This is a genomic window from Fibrobacter sp. UWB2, from assembly GCF_002210425.1.
GTDB lineage: Bacteria > Fibrobacterota > Fibrobacteria > Fibrobacterales > Fibrobacteraceae > Fibrobacter > Fibrobacter elongatus.
In genome coordinates this window covers 106,987-124,390 of record NZ_MWQK01000003.1, presented here as the reverse complement: position 1 = coordinate 124,390, position 17,404 = coordinate 106,987, and the positions used below count along the sequence as shown (strand labels likewise).

Below are 17,404 nucleotides of genomic sequence, written 5' to 3'. Positions count from 1 at the left end.
AATACCAAGTTTTCATGCTCAGTATGCGCGAAACGCATAGTGAAGCCCGCCAACGCACTTTTGTAAACAATTTTGCCTATGAAACTGCGGAAATAAACATTGAAGTAAAACATCTTCAACCTTTAAAATTCTATCAAAATGATGAAGTTGTCGTTGATTTGGAGTAAAATATGAAAAGATGGATTCAAAAGGGAACATCTTTTTCTGTAAAAAGGTATTTGTCAGATGAATGCTTCTATAGCCTTCTTTTGGACTTTGCCTTTGAGTTCGGCGACTTGCCTTTTATCGCCAATTAGTATTAGTATATATTTGTTATTGGAGGTCTATTATGCGAGTGATTTCACAAGAATTCAAGCAGATGCTGAAAGATAGTGATGTGTTGTATTTGCAGACGGCGGGTATCACATACAAAAGTAACTAAAATTACAAAATCTTGAATATAATCGGCTAGTAATAGACTAAGACAAATCGGGATTTGTGGAGGGAATGATGGAAAAATGCAGGAAAACTGAACGAGAAAGAATGACAAATGGAGAATCTTTTTTTACAAATGACCCGCAGCTCATGGAGGATAAGAAAAACGCTCGTATCCTCTGTTCTCGTTTTAATAGTTCTCCGGAAGATGAGTCCTTAAGAAAAGCATTGTTAAAACAACTATTCGGGCACTGCGGGGAGAGGATAGCCATCAAGCCCCCGTTCCATTGTGATTACGGATATAACATCTTTGCGGGCGATGACTTGTTCATAAACTTTGACTGCGTGTTCCTGGATGCAGCTCCGATTCGGATTGGAGAACATTGTATGATCGGACCTAAAACCTGTATATATGCAATCGGTCATCCGTTGGACGCAGAATCAAGAAGAGAAAAGATTGGTATCCCTAAGCCGGTCACCATTGGCGATAATGTCTGGATCGGCGGTGGAGTCACGATTCTTCCGGGTGTATCCATAGGAGATAGCACGGTAATCGCTGCTGCTTCTGTAGTAACTAAATCTTTTCCTGATCATGTGGTGATTGCAGGAAACCCAGCAAAAATCATAAAGAATATTGAAGAATAACTTCCAGTTTTTGGAGGAGAACATGCGCATAGATTTCAATGAGATTGCATCCATGACGTTTCCAGGCATGGATAATGGCACCGGTATGATGAGTGCCCGTATGTATAACGATGAATCGGGAAAGTATGACTTTCGTGTTGTGGATAAGTCCGTGGCTTAGAATGGCGATTTTGACCATCATAAAGGACTTGTGTTTAAAATCTTAAACATTACTGGGGGCTTCAACACCAAAGTTCTACATCGCCCTGCGACTTCTACACACTTGTGCACTAAATATAAGTTGCCAGAACGCGATTGTCAAGAGGTTTATGCATTTTTTCTCTTTCATCGGTACACAAGGTTGTGTACCAGGCATGTGCTTAAATATATATCTATTCCACCGAGAATGTCGCCTTCACGTTCCCTTTGCCGAGGATCTGCAGGAGGCGTTTCTTGTTTACGTTGTCGATGCGTGCCAGGCGCGTAAAGTTCCAGGAATTCTTGTCGTAGTAAATGGTGATGGAATTGCCCTGGTAAAGGATGATGTCGCCTGCGTCGGTGTCGATTTGCTTGTCGTTGCGCGGGAAACTGCGCGGCAGGTCAGCCACCTTCTCGAAGCTGCCGTAGTCGTGCATGTCAAGCGTCATGTCGCCCTGCGCGAGGAATTCGGCGAAGGCCTTGGCCGAGGAATTTTCTTCGAGCGTTGCCGTGAAGGTGGTGTCGTTCACATGGATCTTGAGTTTCACGGGAGCCTCCGTTTGGGCCGATGAACTTGCTGGCTCTGCGCCGGGCGTTTTACTGGCGGACGATTTCGGCGTCTGAGCTTCAGGCTGCGACGGTTTGACAAACGACGCCGCGTCAGAAGAGCAAGCTGCGAACAGCAAAAGAGTGGCGATGAATGCGAAAAGTTTTTTCATAAACATGATCCTCTTTTAGATCCTTCGGCTGCGTACCTGCGGCACTTCGCTCAGGATGACACAATACAGGAGATCCCCGCCTACGCGGGGATGACATCAGTCAAGTTACTTCAAGTTCGTCTTGAAGAATTCGTTCAGCTTTTCGAAGGGGATCTTTTCCAGGTTGTCGTAGAGGTCCACGTGGGAGGCTCCGGGGATGACGAGGAGTTCCTTGTTGCCGACGGTCTTGCTCCAGTTCTTGCTGGGGTCAAGCTTTGCAGGGACCTTGACCTTCTTGCCGGTCATCTTTTCGAATGCGCCTTCGCCGAAGTAGCGGCTGTGAGCCTTTTCGCCGTGGATGATGAGCACCGGGTTACGGATTTCGTCGGCGTATGCGAGGAGTTTCGTGTTCATGAGCGAGGTGCCTGCGGAAGCGGCCCAGCCCTTGTTGCTGTTGAGAGAGCGCTTGTGGTAGCCGCGCGGGGTCTTGTAGTAGGCGAAGTAATCCTTGACAAAGTAAGGAACGTCGTCCGGAAGCGGGTCCACCACACCGCCGGCCAGGTCGTAGGTGCCGTTCTTGAAGTCCTTGGTGCGCTGGGCCATCAGTGCCTTGCGCGCTTCGTTACGGGCGTCGGCGTTGTTTGCGGAATCGAAGTAGCCGTTTGCAGTCACGCGGCTCATGTCGTACATGGTCGAAGCGACTGTCGCCTTGACGCGGGTATCGATGCCGGCAGCGTTAATCGCCATGCCGCCCCAGCCGCAAATGCCGATGATGCCGATGCGTTCCGGGTCAACATTGTCGCGGGTCGAGAGGAAATCTACAGATGCCATGAAGTCTTCGGTGTTGATGTCCGGGCTGTTCATGTAGCGCGGCTCGCCGCCCGATTCGCCAGTGAAGCTCGGGTCGAATGCGATGGTCAGGAATCCGCGTTCCGCCATCTGCTGGGCGTAAAGGCCGCTGGACTGTTCCTTGACGGCACCGAACGGGCCAGAGACTGCGATTGCGGGGAACTTGCCGTTCACCTTGAGGCTCGTGTCCTTGGGCACGAACATGTCGGCGGCGAGTTCAATGCCAAAATGGTTCTTGAAAGTGACCTTGGAATGTTCGACCTTGTCGCTCTTGGGGAATACCTTGTCCCATTCGGCGGTGAGCGTGAGCTTGTTCATATTTTCTTCCTTTGTCTGTTGTGCTGCGGAGGCAGTTTCTGTTGCCTGCTTTGTTGTCGACAAGGTCCCTGAGCTTGTCGAAGGGACTTTTTCGGGGGAGCATGCCATCAGGGTGCATGCGGAAGCCACGGCGAGCGCCGCTTTTAAGAATCTGGATTTCATGATTTATCTCCTATTTAAAAATTCAACTCTTCTTGTCATGTCCGCGCAGGCGGACATCTCCCTTTACATTTTTAATATTATTTATTCCCTGTACAATAGCAATTGCTTATTTACTATGGTTTGTTATGCTTTTTAGGCATGGATATTTAATAAACAAATTCAATCAGGTTGCTGGCCGTCGTGAGCTTTCCACAGGCATTCCGTCAACGCGAAGTCTGAAAATTTTGCCAAGAACGAGGAATCTTCAGGGCTACAAGCGTAAATACCAAAGCGGATTTTACCAGCACCTTCCCACATGTGGCAAATGCGCATTTGCGTGAAGTTTTTTCCATCTTGCGAGCATTCTACGCAATAGTCACTTTCTCGACGGCTAAAGCGGAACCACATCGTTTTAATTTCGGCACTGATAGCAGTCGTAGCCCAGTCGGAATAACCGTGGTTGGTTACAACCGAACCAAGATGCTGGAATTTTTCATTTTCGTATTCAACAGATGCTTTCAGCCAATTTTCAGAATCAAGATACATAGCGATTCCGCACTGATCGAAGCGATGATGGCTTCCAGAAAAGTCTGTCTTCATGACAAACGAGAAAAATTTTTCCTCCGTTTCAATCTGAAGAACCGGCGCATTGTCGTTGCGAAAACGGTAATAAGTTCTTTGCCAGAGATCCGTATGCGGATCGGTCACGATGCAAATTTCATCCTCGCCAACTTTGTAAGTTGCAGGTTCGCGAGTCCATTTCAGGTCGGCGGTGTCAAAAACTTGCTTCATGAGGAATTCCTTTTTTCATAGTTGATCACCCCTTATTAAACTTTCTTTCCCATGGCGAACGCCTTTTTCAGGAGTGCGGAATTCTTCTTGACGTCACCGGCTCTTTCGGCACCCGTGGCGCAGAGGGCGCCCTTAAGTTTCACGCCATCGAAACAAGCGATCCACCCGCCAATGCCGCGCTTCGCGATGTTCATGGCCTTCGCGTCGGTGTCGGCAGCAGACGTGAGCAAGTAAATCTCGCGGAACTTGTAATCGCTGGAATAGAGGGAATTTGCGCGGTCGAGCATTGTCTTGAGCTGGCCGCTCATCTCGTAATAGTAAATCGGCGTCGCGAACACAATGACATCAGCCGATTCCATCTTCTTGGTGATGGCGGGAGCGTCGTCCTTGATGACGCACTTGCCCTTCTTCTGGCAAGCGAGGCAGCCCATGCAGAAACCGATCTTCTTGCCGCGTAGCGACTCGAATTCCACCTTGTTGCCCGCCTCGGCGGCACCCTTCGCGAACTCCTGCGCCAAGGTTTCGGAGTTGCTCCCCTTGCGCAAGCTGCTGGACAAGACCAATACTTTTTTCATAGGTTCCTCTCGGTTGAAGTCTTTACATGTTCAAATATACCTCCATTTTCTAGATATTGCAAATACTTTGTTTTCATAACTAGATATGTTTAAAAAGCATAGATTTGAAACGGAAAACTCGTAATACGGCACGTTTTTCGTTGAATTTTACTTGTAATTATTCTTAAAATTTTGTATTTTAGGAAAGGAGGTTCCCCATGCCCTGTATTTTGCCAGTTTCTGATTTGCGCAATTATAACGAAGTTCTTCAGAACGTGACCGAAGATTCTCCAGTCTTTTTGACCAAGAACGGTCGCGGTTGTTACGTTGTAATAGACATCAAGGAATACGAACGCATGGTCGCCGAACTGAAGTTACAGAAGGCTCTTGCCGAAGGCGAACGCTCCGCTGAACAGGGACGATGGCTTTCCGCCGCTGATGTGCGGAAAAAATATTAAGGCGGCAAATGAAAAAATCATTGAAATTCTTGACGCCATTGACAACCTAGCCGTTTTCCCCGAGATCGGCCCTTCGTTAAGAGGTAAGGTAAATAGCTTGACGAAGTATCGTTGCCTTTCTGTCAGCGGGTATTTGGTCTTTTACCGGAACGAACGTGATAAAGTTTTTGTCATTCGAATTTTGAATAGCCGGATGGACTATCTGAGGATTTTGGGATTGTGATGTTGGTTACAACGAACCTGTGCAATTTTTGCACAAGTTGAATTTTCATACAATTCCTGCGTCTGAAAAATGTTGCGAATATGCCGATTTATTGAAGTTCAGCCCGTATTGAACAGCTCAGCCATTTGCACTAAGTGCAATCGGCTGCAACTCGGTCATAAAATCAAGCAAGCTTGATTTTGCGACATTCTTCATCTTTCCTCCCTCCGCCTACATGCATAAAAAGGCGGGGCTTTGCTTGTTTTACACTGTGCGCGAAAAATAATTGGCTCTGTCGGGTTATTCTGTACAGGCGCCCTCGGCTAGCAAACTTTTGAGGTTTCGTAAGCCCCTTCCAGGCTGTTTATTCGCTGCGGAACCGTAGTTTTTTGGCTATCCGGCCCGCCCTGACCGTCGCAGCAAGTTCACAGCAGTACAATCTGGCCCAGCAGAGCCAAAGGGTCATTTTCGCAGCTTTTTCGCAGTTTCGACCCAAAAGTACGGTCTGGCCCGACAGAGCCAACGGTCACAGAACCTATTTGCCTTTATTCAAAATCATCCTGCTTATTTTTCTTCCAACAGGTAATCCAAGATTTTTACCAGCAATTCGTTGGCGGGGCCCATGGCGGTCTTACCGGCAATGCGGATGTCCTTCGGGTTTTGAACGTAGTCAAAACCTGCGGCAATGCCTGCCTTGATTTCGTCGTCGCCGTTCTTTAACATGCTTTCCATGGATTCGGGCGTGGCTTCTAGATGGAACTGCAATGCGATTCCGCTGCCGATTTTGAATGCCTGATTCTGGCAGGCTTCACTAAAGGCGAATGGTTCTGCAATGCCCGGTAGTTCTGGAATGTCAAAGGTTTCGCCATGCCAATGGAAAACGTCCAGGCTTTCGGGCAAATTCATTTCTTCGACTGCATCGCCGGTGAAGGTGACGGGGAACCAGCCGATTTCCTTTTCGGGATTTTTCTTGATGGCCGCGCCAAAGGCGCTTGCGATCATCTGGGCACCGAGGCAGATTCCCAGAAGGGGCTTGCCCAGCTGCACCATGTCGCAGCAAAGTTCTTTTTCGCGAACAAAATGAGGGTACTTTGTTTCGTCCAGAACGCTCATGGGCCCACCCATCAAGATGGCGAAGTCCACGTCGTCTTCATGAGGAATGGGGTCGCCGGCGTAAAGGCGCACGATATGAACGTTGTGCCCCTTGGCCTGCAGGTAGGGGAGAATCGCTCCCGGACCTTCGTATTCAACATGCTGAAAAATATAGGTTTCCATAACCGCAAATATAAAAAAGACCCGCGATTTCTCGCGGGCTAATTTTTTGGGCGGTCGGATCGCCGCAGCAGGTTCGCAGTAATACAAAAAGGCTTGACAGAGCCAAATAATTTTCTACACGTTTGTGCACTAAATATAAATTGCTATATGGCGGTTGTCAAGAGGTTTTGACAAAAAATTACGCTACGTACAACGTCTTCTGGAAATCGGTAAAGAGCTTCTTCAAATCCTTGCCGGTCACGCCCATTTTATCGCAGGCATCCTTGATGGTGCCGTACTTGAGTTTGACGAGTTCGGGCAACTGGTTCAGCGAGAGTTCATCGACTCCGTTTTCCACATATTGCTGCAAGACGAATTCCATAAAGGGAACTTGCTTTTCGGATATTTCGTTCAAGATTTCTTCGTGCATCAGGCGGACTCTTTCGGCGCGCTCCATGGGGCTCTTGTTGTAAGCGATGAGTTCCAGCACGTCGAGCAGGTCGCATTTTTCGTTCTGCGTCAAGGCTTGCACTTGGCGGAGCCTTTCTTTGCTGAATCCGTTGTCGCTCAAGTTCTGCAGCAACGCTTCGCGGGTCATGGGGTCAGACCAGCGGGTTCGCAAATCCTTACTATCCTTGAAGAACTCCGGAATCTTGCCGAAGAGAATTTTGATAAACTGTTCGAGCGTTATGAGTTCGCCATCGAACATGAACTTTTCTTCCCACTGGGCACGCAAGCGCAAAACGTGCCCGTCAGAAAGTTTAATTTCAACGCAATTTTTTTCTTTCACGTTTGCGTCGCATGTGCACGGGAGATTGCCACAGATTTTGCAAGGTTTCGGTTGCGGTGTCTTTCTCCCCCCGCCATTTCCACCATCAGTTTTTCCACCATCGGGTGGTTCCGGCGTATCAATAATCGGTTCGCCATCCCACTCGGGGTCGCTAAAGTTCCTGCTTGCGCCCACGAAATCGTAAATGGTGAAGAAATACTTTCCGTCGAAAAGTCTCGTGCCACGACCGATAATCTGCTTGAATTCAATGATGTTGTTCACTGGCCGCATCAGCACGATATTGCGGACGTTCTTGGCGTCTACACCTGTCGAGAGTTTTTGCGATGTCGTGAGAATCGTGGGCAACAGTTTTTCATTGTCCTGGAAAGTCTTCAAATCGGCTTCGCCCTTGTCGCCATCGTCACTGGTGACTCGCTTACAATAATTCACGTTGGGCTTGCGAGAATGCTGATTGATGAGGTCTCGCAGAATGGCCGCGTGGGCCTGCGTCGCACCGAACACAATCGTCTTTTCGTCGGGGTCAATCTGTTTCAGGAATTCTTCAACCCTAAACTCATCGCGTTCGCGAATCTTGATATTGCCGTGATAAAAATCCGTTTCCGTATAAATTTTATTCGGGTCAATTTCGCCGCTTTCTACATCGTCTTCGGGATCGTAGATGTAATTGTCAATATTGCTAGAAGAGATTCGCACGCGGTAAGGCGTCAAAAAACCGTCTTCAATTCCCTGCTTCAGAGAATACACATAGACAGGCTTTCCGAAATACTCGTAGGTATTGGCATTTTCGTTTTTCTTGGGTGTTGCCGTCAGGCCCAAGTGATACGCCCGCTGGAAATAATCGAGAATATCACGCCAGCGGCTTTCGTCATTGGCGGCACCGCGATGGCATTCATCGATGATGACAAGGTCAAAGAAGTCTTCGGGGTAATTTTCATAAACGAATTTTCCATTCAATGAGGTCATCATCGTCTGGAAAATGCTGAAATAGATGCTCGGGCCTTTGGGCACGCCTTTTGATTTGGCGATAGATTCCGGCGTAATGCGGCACATGGCATTTTCGTCAAATTGTCCGAAATCATTGAGAGCCTGATTTGAGAGGATATTGCGGTCGGCAAGGAACAAAATGCGCGGCAAGCGTTCCGTTCCATCGACATTCCAATGCGCCTTGAAAATTTTCCAGCAGATTTGGAACGCGATGTAGGTTTTGCCTGTTCCCGTAGCAAGCGTGAGCAAGATGCGGTCCTGCTTTCGGGATATGGCATCCATGACGTTATTGACTGCGATTTCCTGATAGTAGCGCGGAGACTTGCCGCCATCCCTGTTGAACGGAACGGCATTCAGTTTGTCGCGGAGCGGATTTTTTTCAGGATAAAGCCGATTCCAGAGTTCCTGCGGTGTCGGAAAAGCTTTGACAAAGCCTTCCTTACCCGTCTGCATGTCGATTGCCCAGATTTTATCGCCGTTGCAGGAATACGTGAAGCGGATGTTCATGCGTTCCGCATATTCCTTGGCTTGCGGCACACCCTCGCTTACATCAAGTTCGTCCTTTTTCGCCTCGACGATGGCAATCTTGATGCCCTTGTAAACCAGAAGGTAGTCGATTTTCTTGGGGTTGCGTTCGGCATGGCCGATTCGACCCGGTGCGATTTCGTAAGCGGACTGCTCCGTATAAATGGCGCTGTCCGGCGTCACTTCCCACAAGGCTTCTTTCAGTTTGGGGTCAATCTTCTTTCTTCTGGTATCGGACTCGTTCATACTTGCTGTCATTCCCGGCTTGACCGGGAATCTCCTTCGAAAGTTTTCTTCAGAATCGATTTTTTAAGTTCGTCGCAGTTGGCGATGATTTGCTTGTAGTTTGCTTCGAGGTGTTTGACGTTCTCGGAGAGTTTGTCTAGGCGGGCGACGATTTCTTTCTGGACGGAAAGTGGCGGGAGGGGGATTTGAAGATGTTCCAAAACATCTGCATGAAGTTCCTTCATATTTGTCGTTCCAAGACTTTTATCAGAAAGATATGATTCTTTAGGTTTTAGGAAGTAATACAAATATTTTGGAAATGTATTCGCTAAACCACGAATGGTTGTTATGTGGGTGTCAGGAACAACAGGTTTTTTATTATTTAATAATTTATTGTTAAAAAAGCCCACTCTACCAACAGTTCCATTTCCCGTTGAATTTACAAGGACGTCACCCTCTTTTACATAATCTTCCGCTTTGTATTTACCCAAAATTGATGGATCTAAGCACAAAGCTTTTTCTAAAGACATTGTGCCATCAGGCTGATTACATTTTTGTGCAAATACAAGGACATCACTTTGTTCAACATACTTTGGAGCCTTGCCACGTTTTATTCTATAGCACACATCTCCCAATGCTTTCAATTCCCAGCCGGAGGGTAATTCTGCACTGGATTTTTCGCTACGCTCAGAATGACGTGATTGGGGATTCAGTTCTTTTTCAAGGGTGGTTTCGAATAGTTCCTTGGCGTTTTTGAGGTTGGTTTCGGCGTTTGTTTTGAGCGTGTCTATTTTTGAGAATTCTTCGTCAAGGAATTTGACTATGCGTTTCTGCTCTGAAAGAGGGGGAATGGGAACTGACAATTCTTTTAATAATCTGTAATGACGGGCGTATCCTAAATTATCAAAGTTCACACTTTTTAGAAAATAGAAGAAAAAGTGAGCATTAAGATAATCTTTCGGACATAAGATTTTCACACCATCTGCGCCAAGAACAAAATCAAAGTCAATATATTTCAAAACCTTTGTATGGTCTCCAAAAATTACAATCGGCTTTGTTACTTTGAACAAATCATTTCTATCGTTCCAATATCCAGAAATCAAACAATCTTCTTGTGACACAATAGGGAATTCGCCCTCTTGCAAGTAATCTTTGCTAGGGATTTTTGTCGTATACTTGACTCGTTCTATACAATCTTCAAATTCTTTCCATTCCCATTTGCTCATAACATTCTCCGGTTGCTTAGACCCATTCGACTTTGTTTATCCCGGACTTGTTCCGGGACTCAGGGTGACTCTTTGTTTAACGCTTTGGATTCTATCGCTACGCTCCAGAATGACAAAGTTCTCATATCGACAATTTGGCGAGGATTTTCCTATTCTCTTCGTCTAAACTCTGCATTTCCTTGATGATGGTTTTGGCGTCGCGGAGTTCAACTTCGGTTTTCTTGTTGGGATTTTTCACCGAGAGGTCGTATGTTTCAGGGTTCAAATCCTTGACGTTCACGGTCCACGATTTTTCACTGTCGGTCTTTTTCTTCTGCAACTTCACGAATTCCGCAAGGTCGTCTTCGGTGAGCGGGTTCGTCTTGCCCAGGTTGCGGCCAAAGTCCGGCTGGTAGTACCAGATTTTTTCGGTGGGGCGACCCTTTTCGAAGAAGAGCACGACGGTCTTTACGCCTGCGCCTGTAAACACGCCGCTCGGCAAATCGAGAATCGTGTGCAGGTCGCAGTTTTCTAGGAGTTCCTTGCGCAACATGACCGAAGCGTTGTCGGTGTTCGAAAGGAATGTGTTCTTGATGACGATGCCCGCGCGGCCGCCCGCCTTGAGCAACTTGACAAAATACTGCATAAAGAGGTAGGCGGTTTCGCTCGTCTTGATGGGAAAATTCTGCTGGACCTCGGCGCGTTCCTTGCCACCGAAGGGCGGGTTTGCGATGATGACATCCTTACGCATTTTCTGTTCCACGTTCGCCATGTTTTCGGACAAGGTATTCGTGTGCAAAATGTTCGGTGCGTTCACGCCGTGCAAAATCATGTTCATAATGCCGATGATGTAGGCAAGGCCCTTTTTCTCTTGTCCGTAGAAGGTTTTCTTCTGCAAAGTTTCCCTGTCGGCAACGCTCTTGACTTTCTGCTTCATGTAGGCGTAGGCTTCGCAAAGGAACCCAGCACTTCCGCAAGCCGGGTCAAGCACGGTCTCGCCGATTTTCGGGTCGATGATGCGGACGATGGTGCGGATAAGCGGACGCGGCGTGTAGTATTCGCCGCCGTTACGGCCTGCGTTACCCATCCTGCGGATTTTGTCTTCGTACAGGTGGCTCATCTCGTGCTTGTCTTCGCTGCTCTGGAAACTCAGAGCGTCGGCATACCACAGGATTTCGCGGAGGTTATAGCCGCTGGTAATCTTGTTGCGGAGTTCACCGAAGATTTCACCAATCTTGTATTCCAGCGATTGCGGCGTGGTGGCGGTTTCCTTGAACTTCTTGAGGTAAGGGAACAGCTTGTTGTTCACGAAGTCTGTGAGGTCATCGCCGGTGAGCGCCTTGGCGTGGTCGGGTTCGCCATTCTTTGTTTTCGGGGCGGCCCAGGTGTTCCAGCGGAACTTCTTTTCGATAATCCGTTCGTAGGTTTCGCCCTTGAGTTCGGCTTCTTCTTCGCGCTCGGCTTCGAGGTTGTCCAGGTACTTGAGGAACAGGACCCATGAAGTTTGTTCCACGTAATCAAGTTCGTTGCTGCAACCACCCTCTTTCCAGAGAATGTCATCGATATTATTAAAAGTCTGCTCAAACATAAGGGCCTCATATGCTAGCCCTTACACTGGTGCATTCAATCCACAAAAAAGGCGTGGAATCGAATGCACTTACTCATTTCAGGCTCTGGAAAACCTCTTCAACATAAGCACAAACGACCCACGCACAGGGTGCGTGAGTGTCTGCCTTATCCTCGTTGAAGTTCAAAATTTTCCAGATTTCGAAATGAGAGAATAAGAGCAATAACTCAAATTTCTATGCGCCCCAAACCGCGAGGAATGGGGCTATGTCATGGGGAAATAGTAGTAAAAAAGTGACTGGATTCTTCGACTTCGCCTTGCGGCTACGCTCAGAATGACGATAAAAGGGGAATGCCCCGTCAAGCGGGGCATGACATTTAGGCGAGCGGGACAAGCCGGGGCGTTGCGGGGCGGCGAGCGCCCGCAGAGGGGGTGCTGGAAGACTTGCCCTAGACCCTATCGCTGCGCTCCAGGATGACGCTAGGGCAAGGCTGCAAGCAGGGGGAGACTTCCCCACCATCAAATCGGCCAGTTATTCCTTCCGGGCATTATTTTTGCAATTTCATACCTGCGGGGCTTGAATTTTATTAGTTTTCGGGTATGGAACTTCGAGTTTTGCGGTATTTTCTGGAGGCGGCGCGGTTGGGGAATGTCTCGCGCGCGGCGGATAATCTTTGCGTGACGCAGCCGACGGTGAGTCGCCAGCTCAAGGAGTTGGAGGAGGAGCTGGGCGAGAAGCTTTTCGAGCGCACGAACTACGCGATTCGGCTGACGCCTGCGGGGGAACTCTTGCGGGAGCGTGCGGAGGATATCCTTTCGATGGCGGACAGGACGGTGCAGGATTTCAAGTCGCTGAAGGAAGACGAGGTGGTGGGTGAAATTGCCATTGCCTGCGCGGAATCGCGGAACGTGAATTTTCTTTCGAAGTGCATCGGGATTCTCCGGGACGACTATCCGAAGATTAAGTACAACTTATATTCGGGCGACAGCGAGCGGGCCTTGGAAAAGCTGGACAAGGGCATTTTTGATTTCGCGGTGGTTGTAGACAACGTTGATTTGGAAAAGTACAACTGCCTTGCGGTGCGTTCGGTGGATCGCTGGGGCGTGGTGATGCGTCGCGACGACCCTCTGGCCAAGCGGGATTTCATCGAGCCGAGGGACTTGCTCGACAAGCCGCTGTTGGCGTCGCGGCAGGCGATGGTAGCGGATTTGCCGAAATGGTTCGGCGACGATATTTCGAAGCTGAACGTAATCGTGGGGCTGGATCTTTCGTACAACGGTTCGGTGCTTGCCAAAGAGGGCACGGGCTACCTGCTCACTTTCGACGGCCTTGTGGATACGAGCCGCACTTCGCGCTTGTGTTTCAGGCCGCTCATGCCCGAACTCACCACCAACATGTACATCATTTGGCGGCGGGGCCAGCAGTTCACGCGGGCGGGCGAACTTTTCCTCGATACGCTCCGGCACGTGCTGGGGGAATAAAAAGAAATTAGAGGATTATTCTCATGATTAAAATTGAAGGATACAGTACAAAGTATATCAACGACGCGGTTGAAATCTGGAACGATATCGTCGAAGACGGTGTCGCGTTTCCGCAAATGGAATTGCTGAATTCGCAGACGGGAGACGAGTTTTTCAAGTCGCAGTCATTCACGGGCATCGCTATCGATGCGGACTCCGGCGAAGTGGTCGGGCTGTACATTCTCCACCCGAATAATGTCGGGCGCTGCGGGCATATTTCGAATGCGAGCTATGCGGTCAAGAAAAATAAGCGCGGTCAGCATATCGGCGAATTCCTTGTGAAGGATTGCCTCGCGAAGGCCAAGGAAATCGGCTTCAGGATTTTGCAGTTCAATGCGGTTGTCGCGACAAATACGTCTGCGCTCAAGCTCTACAAGAAGCTCGGATTTACGCAGCTAGGCGTAATCCCCAAGGGATTCCTGCTCAAGGACGGGAGCTACGAAGACATCATTCCGCACTATATTGAACTGTAGCGATTTTTTTTGCAAAAAAAAGAGCGCTTTTGGATAGGTCTATTGATTTTCTAAAATAAAAATTTTATATTAACTCTAGAGTAAATAACTTTAAAGTTAATAACTTTGGAGTAAATAAGATGTTTGTCGGACGTAAAAGAGAATTAAAGCTTCTTGAAGATCTTTATCGGTCTAAAAAATTTGAAATGCTAATCATGCATGGTCGTAGGCGCGTGGGCAAGAGTTTTCTTTTGGCTCACTTTGCCTCGCTTTATGAAAAGGATACTGTGTTCTTTACTGCTGACAAAGGGAGCGAAGCCAATAATGTTCGTAATTTTTGTACGGAATTGAAACGGGTATTAAATGCTGGCGATTTTTTGAATTCACTTGAGACTTGGCAGGATGTCTACTCGTTCATCGATGGTGCCGCTTTTTCTAAACGTGTGAATATCATTATTGACGAGTTTACTTATTTGTACAATTCAAATCCTGCATACGATTCGGGACTGCAGAATGCGATTGACCGAATTCTGAAAAAAAAGAATATATTTTTAATTTTGTGCGGTTCTGAAGTCTCTGTTATTGAGGATTTGTTTGATGATTCTACCAAACCTTTATATGGTCGCAAAACTGCCGATCTGAAATTGCAACCATTTTCATATAAAGAATCTAAAGAATTTTTCCCCAAATATAGTGACGAAGAAGTCCTAACGGTTTATTCAATTCTTGGCGGTATTCCTCTATACCTTTCTCTTTTTGACGATTCCGTTTCCGTTCGCGAGAACATTATCAAGAATTGCCTTTCTACAACGGGCTACTTATACAATGAAATTGATACGTTGCTTCGCATGGAACTCAAGGAAACGCTTTTTTATAAGAATGTTCTTCTTGCTATTAATTCTGGTGCTTCGACGCTTAATGATATAAAGATGAAGGTCGGAGAAGAAAGTGCAAAGATTGCGAAATATCTAAACGTCCTTCAAAATTTGGGATTTATCAAGGCAGAAATCCCTGTTGGCGAAAAAGGCAAGGCTCGCAATACGCTTTATTCCATTGACGATAATTACTTTGCTTTTTATTTCAGGTTTATCTTCAAACATTTGAATATGTTGAATGGGCTTATTTCTCCTGAAATTTATTACGATAGAGAGTTTACAACTGAAAGTTTAAATGGATATATTGGGCATCGATTTGAAAGAGTGTGCTCGCAGTTTATTATGGAAAAATCCTATAATGGCGAGCTTCCGTTTTTTGCTGAACAAGTTGGACGCTGGTGGGGTAATAACCCTCTTGCGAAACGTCAAGAGGAAATAGACATTGTTGCCCAAGATGAAAATAATGCCATTCTTTGCGAATGTAAATACACTGAAAAGGCGTTTGATGAAACTGAACTTTCTGACTTGCAGGCGTGCGCACCGTGTATTAAACGCGACAATCTGTATTTTTGGATTTTTTCCAGAAAGGGTGTTACTGCTGGAGTCAAGAAGAAAATAAAAAATCTGGGCAATTACAAGGTTATTTCGATAAAAGAATTGTTTGCTTGATTTTAAAGTGCGCTGTCAAGTGCCATCATGAGCGTGAAGCCGACGGCGAAGAGGATGGTGCCTGCATCAAAGTGGTCGCCTTCGCTCACTTCGGGGAGCATTTCTTCGACGACAACGTAAATCATTGCGCCTGCCGCAAACGAGAGCAGGTAGGGCATGAACGGCGAAAGAATTTCGGCAGCGATTAAGGTAATCAAGGCACCGATGGGTTCGACGGCTCCGGAGAGCGCTCCGAGTGCAAATGCTTTTTTGCGCGTTGCGCCTTCGGCTTTTAGCGGGAGCGAAACAACGGCTCCTTCGGGAAAGTTTTGGATGGCGATACCGATGGAAAGAGCGAATGCGGCCGAGAGCGTGATGGCGACGTTTCCGGAAAGCCAGCCCGCGAAAACGATGCCGACAGCCATGCCTTCGGGCAAGTTGTGGAGCGTTACCGCGAGCGTGAGCATCGTAGTGCGTTTGAGTTTTGCTCTCGGACCTTCGGGCGTTTTGCTGCCCAAATGCAAATGTGGCGTGATTTTATCCAAAATGAATAGAAATAAAATACCTGCCCAGAATCCCACTGCGGCGGGGGCGAACGCTAATCTACCCAAATGCTCGCTAGCCTCGATTGCTGGGAGGAGCAGGCTCCAGACGGATGCCGCTACCATGACGCCAGCCGCAAATGCTAAAAGTCCGCGCTTGAGGTTCTGCTTCATTTGCCCGCGGATAAAGAATACGCAGGCTGCGCCGAGAACCGTCCCTAAAAACGGGATGGTGAGACCTTGAATAATGGGTAAAATGGGTTGAATCATACGAAAAAAGATAGTATTAAAACTTGACAATTTCAAAAAACGCGCTGGAGTTTTGAAGGTCTAATTGGAGTAGCGTAAACGATTACATTTTTGTATCGTAGACGCATGAATAAGTTAAAGTCTTTTGTTGTCGCGGCCTCTGCCGTATTGCTCTTTACAACTTCTGCAAATGCGTGCCTTGCCGCCTGCAAGGAAAAGAAACGGGATGAAGCTTACAGTAAGCAACTCTCGGCAGCTACGTTGCAGACGATCATTGATAACGCTTTGCCGCTGAAGGCTGTGGACCCGGAACTTGGCGAACCGTATCAGGTTTACCCGATTGACGTAAAACCGTATGATAAGGATTTTCATGCAACGTTAATTGAATATCCTTACGGAAGTTCTCCGCGTGCGGTGACGCATGAACCGAATCCGCGTGGTATTGTCTTGTACGTGCATGGTTACAATGATTATTTTTTCCAGGAAGAGCTTGCGGAAAAATCGGATTCTGCGGGATTTGCGTTCTTTGCAATTGACTTGCATTACAATGGTCGTTCGTATAGCGAAGGCGAGCCGCGCTCGGATATGCGTAGCGTCAAGGAATACTATGCGGAATTGGATGCGGCTATTGCGCTTTGCAAGAGTATTGCCGCGAAAGGCTCGGGTGCGAAATTGCCGTTTGTCATTCTCGGTCATTCGCAGGGTGGTCTGATTACGCCGAATTACCTGAATGAACGCAATAGCGAAGATTTTGCAGCTCTCGTTTTGAATAGTCCGTTCCTGGATTATAAAAATAGCTGGTTTGTTCGCAATGTGGCGTTCCCTGTATTCTCGGATATTGCGCTGTTGTTGCCCGATGCACCCGCTCCGAAACAGGAAGCCCCTAAGTACAACATTTCTCTTTTGAAGAGTGAAAAGGGCGAGTGGGAATTCAATCGTGATTTGAAGAGCGATGAATGGCCGCAACAGTATTTTGGATACCTCCGTGCGACAACTCGCGGCATCAAGTGGATCCATGCGGGAATGCAGATCAAGGCTCCGGTTCTCATGATGCGTAGCGGCTGCACGGTGAACACGGTCAAGTGGGATGATGACTACATGCGTTGCGACTGCATGCTCGATGTGAATCTCCTTGAAAAGTGGGCTCCGAAATTGGGTAGTGATGTTACGACCGTAACGATTGAGGATGGCATGCATGACTTGTTCCTCTCGCGCAAGGATGTTCGCGATAACGCTTACCGCACGATGTTTGAATTCTTGGATGGCGCCATTTTGCGGAAGCAAATAGTTGTTGCACAGAACTTTTAATAACTAGATTT

At 47.6% G+C, this 17,404-nt stretch carries 17 protein-coding genes; 8 read left to right on the top strand and 9 right to left on the bottom strand.

What is annotated here, in order from left to right:
- The first annotated feature begins 23 nt into the window (after positions 1-23).
- Positions 24-167 (top strand): hypothetical protein, encoded by a 144-nt coding sequence (locus tag B7982_RS14885; protein ID WP_158212976.1) that lies wholly within the window; start codon positions 24-26, stop codon positions 165-167.
- A gap of 322 nt (positions 168-489) precedes the next feature.
- On the top strand, positions 490-1,059 hold the full coding sequence (locus B7982_RS06705; RefSeq protein ID WP_088660087.1) for a sugar O-acetyltransferase: 570 nt from the start codon (positions 490-492) through the stop codon (positions 1,057-1,059).
- A gap of 371 nt (positions 1,060-1,430) precedes the next feature.
- On the opposite strand, the gene B7982_RS06700 is transcribed toward B7982_RS06705, so the two are convergent.
- The 4 genes from B7982_RS06700 to B7982_RS06685 form a co-directional block, all read right to left on the bottom strand.
- Positions 1,431-1,955 carry a cyclophilin-like fold protein gene (locus B7982_RS06700; RefSeq protein ID WP_233138414.1) on the bottom strand — a complete coding sequence of 175 codons (525 nt, stop codon included), beginning with the start codon at positions 1,953-1,955 and terminating at the stop codon, positions 1,431-1,433.
- 105 nt (positions 1,956-2,060) lie between these two features.
- Entirely contained in the window at positions 2,061-3,263 is a 1,203-nt protein-coding gene (locus tag B7982_RS06695; protein ID WP_088660086.1) for an alpha/beta hydrolase, read from the bottom strand.
- Between the two features lie 159 nt (positions 3,264-3,422).
- Positions 3,423-4,034, bottom strand: coding sequence for a DUF1349 domain-containing protein (locus B7982_RS06690; protein WP_072827658.1), 612 nt, complete (start codon positions 4,032-4,034; stop codon positions 3,423-3,425).
- A 35-nt stretch (positions 4,035-4,069) separates the two neighbouring features.
- Positions 4,070-4,609, bottom strand: a complete 540-nt coding sequence (locus tag B7982_RS06685) for a flavodoxin family protein (protein WP_088660085.1) — start codon at positions 4,607-4,609, stop codon at positions 4,070-4,072.
- Between the two features lie 197 nt (positions 4,610-4,806).
- Here B7982_RS06685 and B7982_RS06680 point away from each other — a divergent pair, with 197 nt between their 5' ends.
- Together B7982_RS06680 and B7982_RS15220 are read left to right on the top strand one after the other, a co-directional pair.
- Positions 4,807-5,046 (top strand): type II toxin-antitoxin system prevent-host-death family antitoxin, encoded by a 240-nt coding sequence (locus B7982_RS06680; protein WP_088660084.1) that lies wholly within the window; start codon positions 4,807-4,809, stop codon positions 5,044-5,046.
- A complete protein-coding gene (locus B7982_RS15220) occupies positions 5,027-5,269 on the top strand; it encodes a type II toxin-antitoxin system RelE/ParE family toxin (protein WP_088660083.1) in 243 nt (80 codons plus the stop codon). Before B7982_RS06680 ends, B7982_RS15220 begins: the two co-directional genes overlap by 20 nt.
- A gap of 543 nt (positions 5,270-5,812) precedes the next feature.
- Here B7982_RS15220 and B7982_RS06670 read toward each other — a convergent pair.
- The 4 genes from B7982_RS06670 to B7982_RS06655 all read right to left on the bottom strand — a co-directional run bounded on the left by B7982_RS06670 (position 5,813) and on the right by B7982_RS06655 (position 11,819).
- Positions 5,813-6,523 carry a type 1 glutamine amidotransferase gene (locus tag B7982_RS06670; RefSeq protein ID WP_072830128.1) on the bottom strand — a complete coding sequence of 237 codons (711 nt, stop codon included), beginning with the start codon at positions 6,521-6,523 and terminating at the stop codon, positions 5,813-5,815.
- Positions 6,524-6,701: 178 nt separating this feature from the next.
- The gene (hsdR, locus tag B7982_RS06665; protein WP_088660307.1) at positions 6,702-9,047 is read right to left on the bottom strand and encodes an EcoAI/FtnUII family type I restriction enzme subunit R; all 2,346 of its coding nucleotides are present in this window, start codon (positions 9,045-9,047) and stop codon (positions 6,702-6,704) included.
- An 8-nt stretch (positions 9,048-9,055) separates the two neighbouring features.
- Positions 9,056-10,252, bottom strand: coding sequence for a restriction endonuclease subunit S (locus tag B7982_RS06660; protein WP_088660082.1), 1,197 nt, complete (start codon positions 10,250-10,252; stop codon positions 9,056-9,058).
- 121 nt (positions 10,253-10,373) lie between these two features.
- The gene (locus tag B7982_RS06655; protein ID WP_073055580.1) at positions 10,374-11,819 is read right to left on the bottom strand and encodes an N-6 DNA methylase; all 1,446 of its coding nucleotides are present in this window, start codon (positions 11,817-11,819) and stop codon (positions 10,374-10,376) included.
- A gap of 579 nt (positions 11,820-12,398) precedes the next feature.
- Here B7982_RS06655 and B7982_RS06650 point away from each other — a divergent pair.
- From B7982_RS06650 to B7982_RS06640, 3 genes are all read left to right on the top strand, one after another.
- Complete coding sequence (locus tag B7982_RS06650) at positions 12,399-13,280, top strand: LysR family transcriptional regulator (RefSeq protein ID WP_088660081.1); 882 nt, start codon at positions 12,399-12,401, stop codon at positions 13,278-13,280.
- A 23-nt stretch (positions 13,281-13,303) separates the two neighbouring features.
- The gene (locus B7982_RS06645; protein WP_088660080.1) at positions 13,304-13,792 is read left to right on the top strand and encodes a GNAT family N-acetyltransferase; all 489 of its coding nucleotides are present in this window, start codon (positions 13,304-13,306) and stop codon (positions 13,790-13,792) included.
- Positions 13,793-13,911: 119 nt separating this feature from the next.
- Positions 13,912-15,315 carry an ATP-binding protein gene (locus B7982_RS06640; protein WP_088660079.1) on the top strand — a complete coding sequence of 468 codons (1,404 nt, stop codon included), beginning with the start codon at positions 13,912-13,914 and terminating at the stop codon, positions 15,313-15,315.
- 2 nt (positions 15,316-15,317) lie between these two features.
- On the opposite strand, the gene B7982_RS06635 is transcribed toward B7982_RS06640, so the two are convergent.
- Positions 15,318-16,106, bottom strand: a complete 789-nt coding sequence (locus B7982_RS06635) for a ZIP family metal transporter (protein WP_198953236.1) — start codon at positions 16,104-16,106, stop codon at positions 15,318-15,320.
- Positions 16,107-16,211: 105 nt separating this feature from the next.
- Between B7982_RS06635 and B7982_RS06630 the strand changes: the two genes are divergently transcribed.
- Positions 16,212-17,393, top strand: a complete 1,182-nt coding sequence (locus tag B7982_RS06630) for an alpha/beta hydrolase (RefSeq protein ID WP_233138412.1) — start codon at positions 16,212-16,214, stop codon at positions 17,391-17,393.
- Positions 17,394-17,404 lie beyond the last annotated feature (11 nt).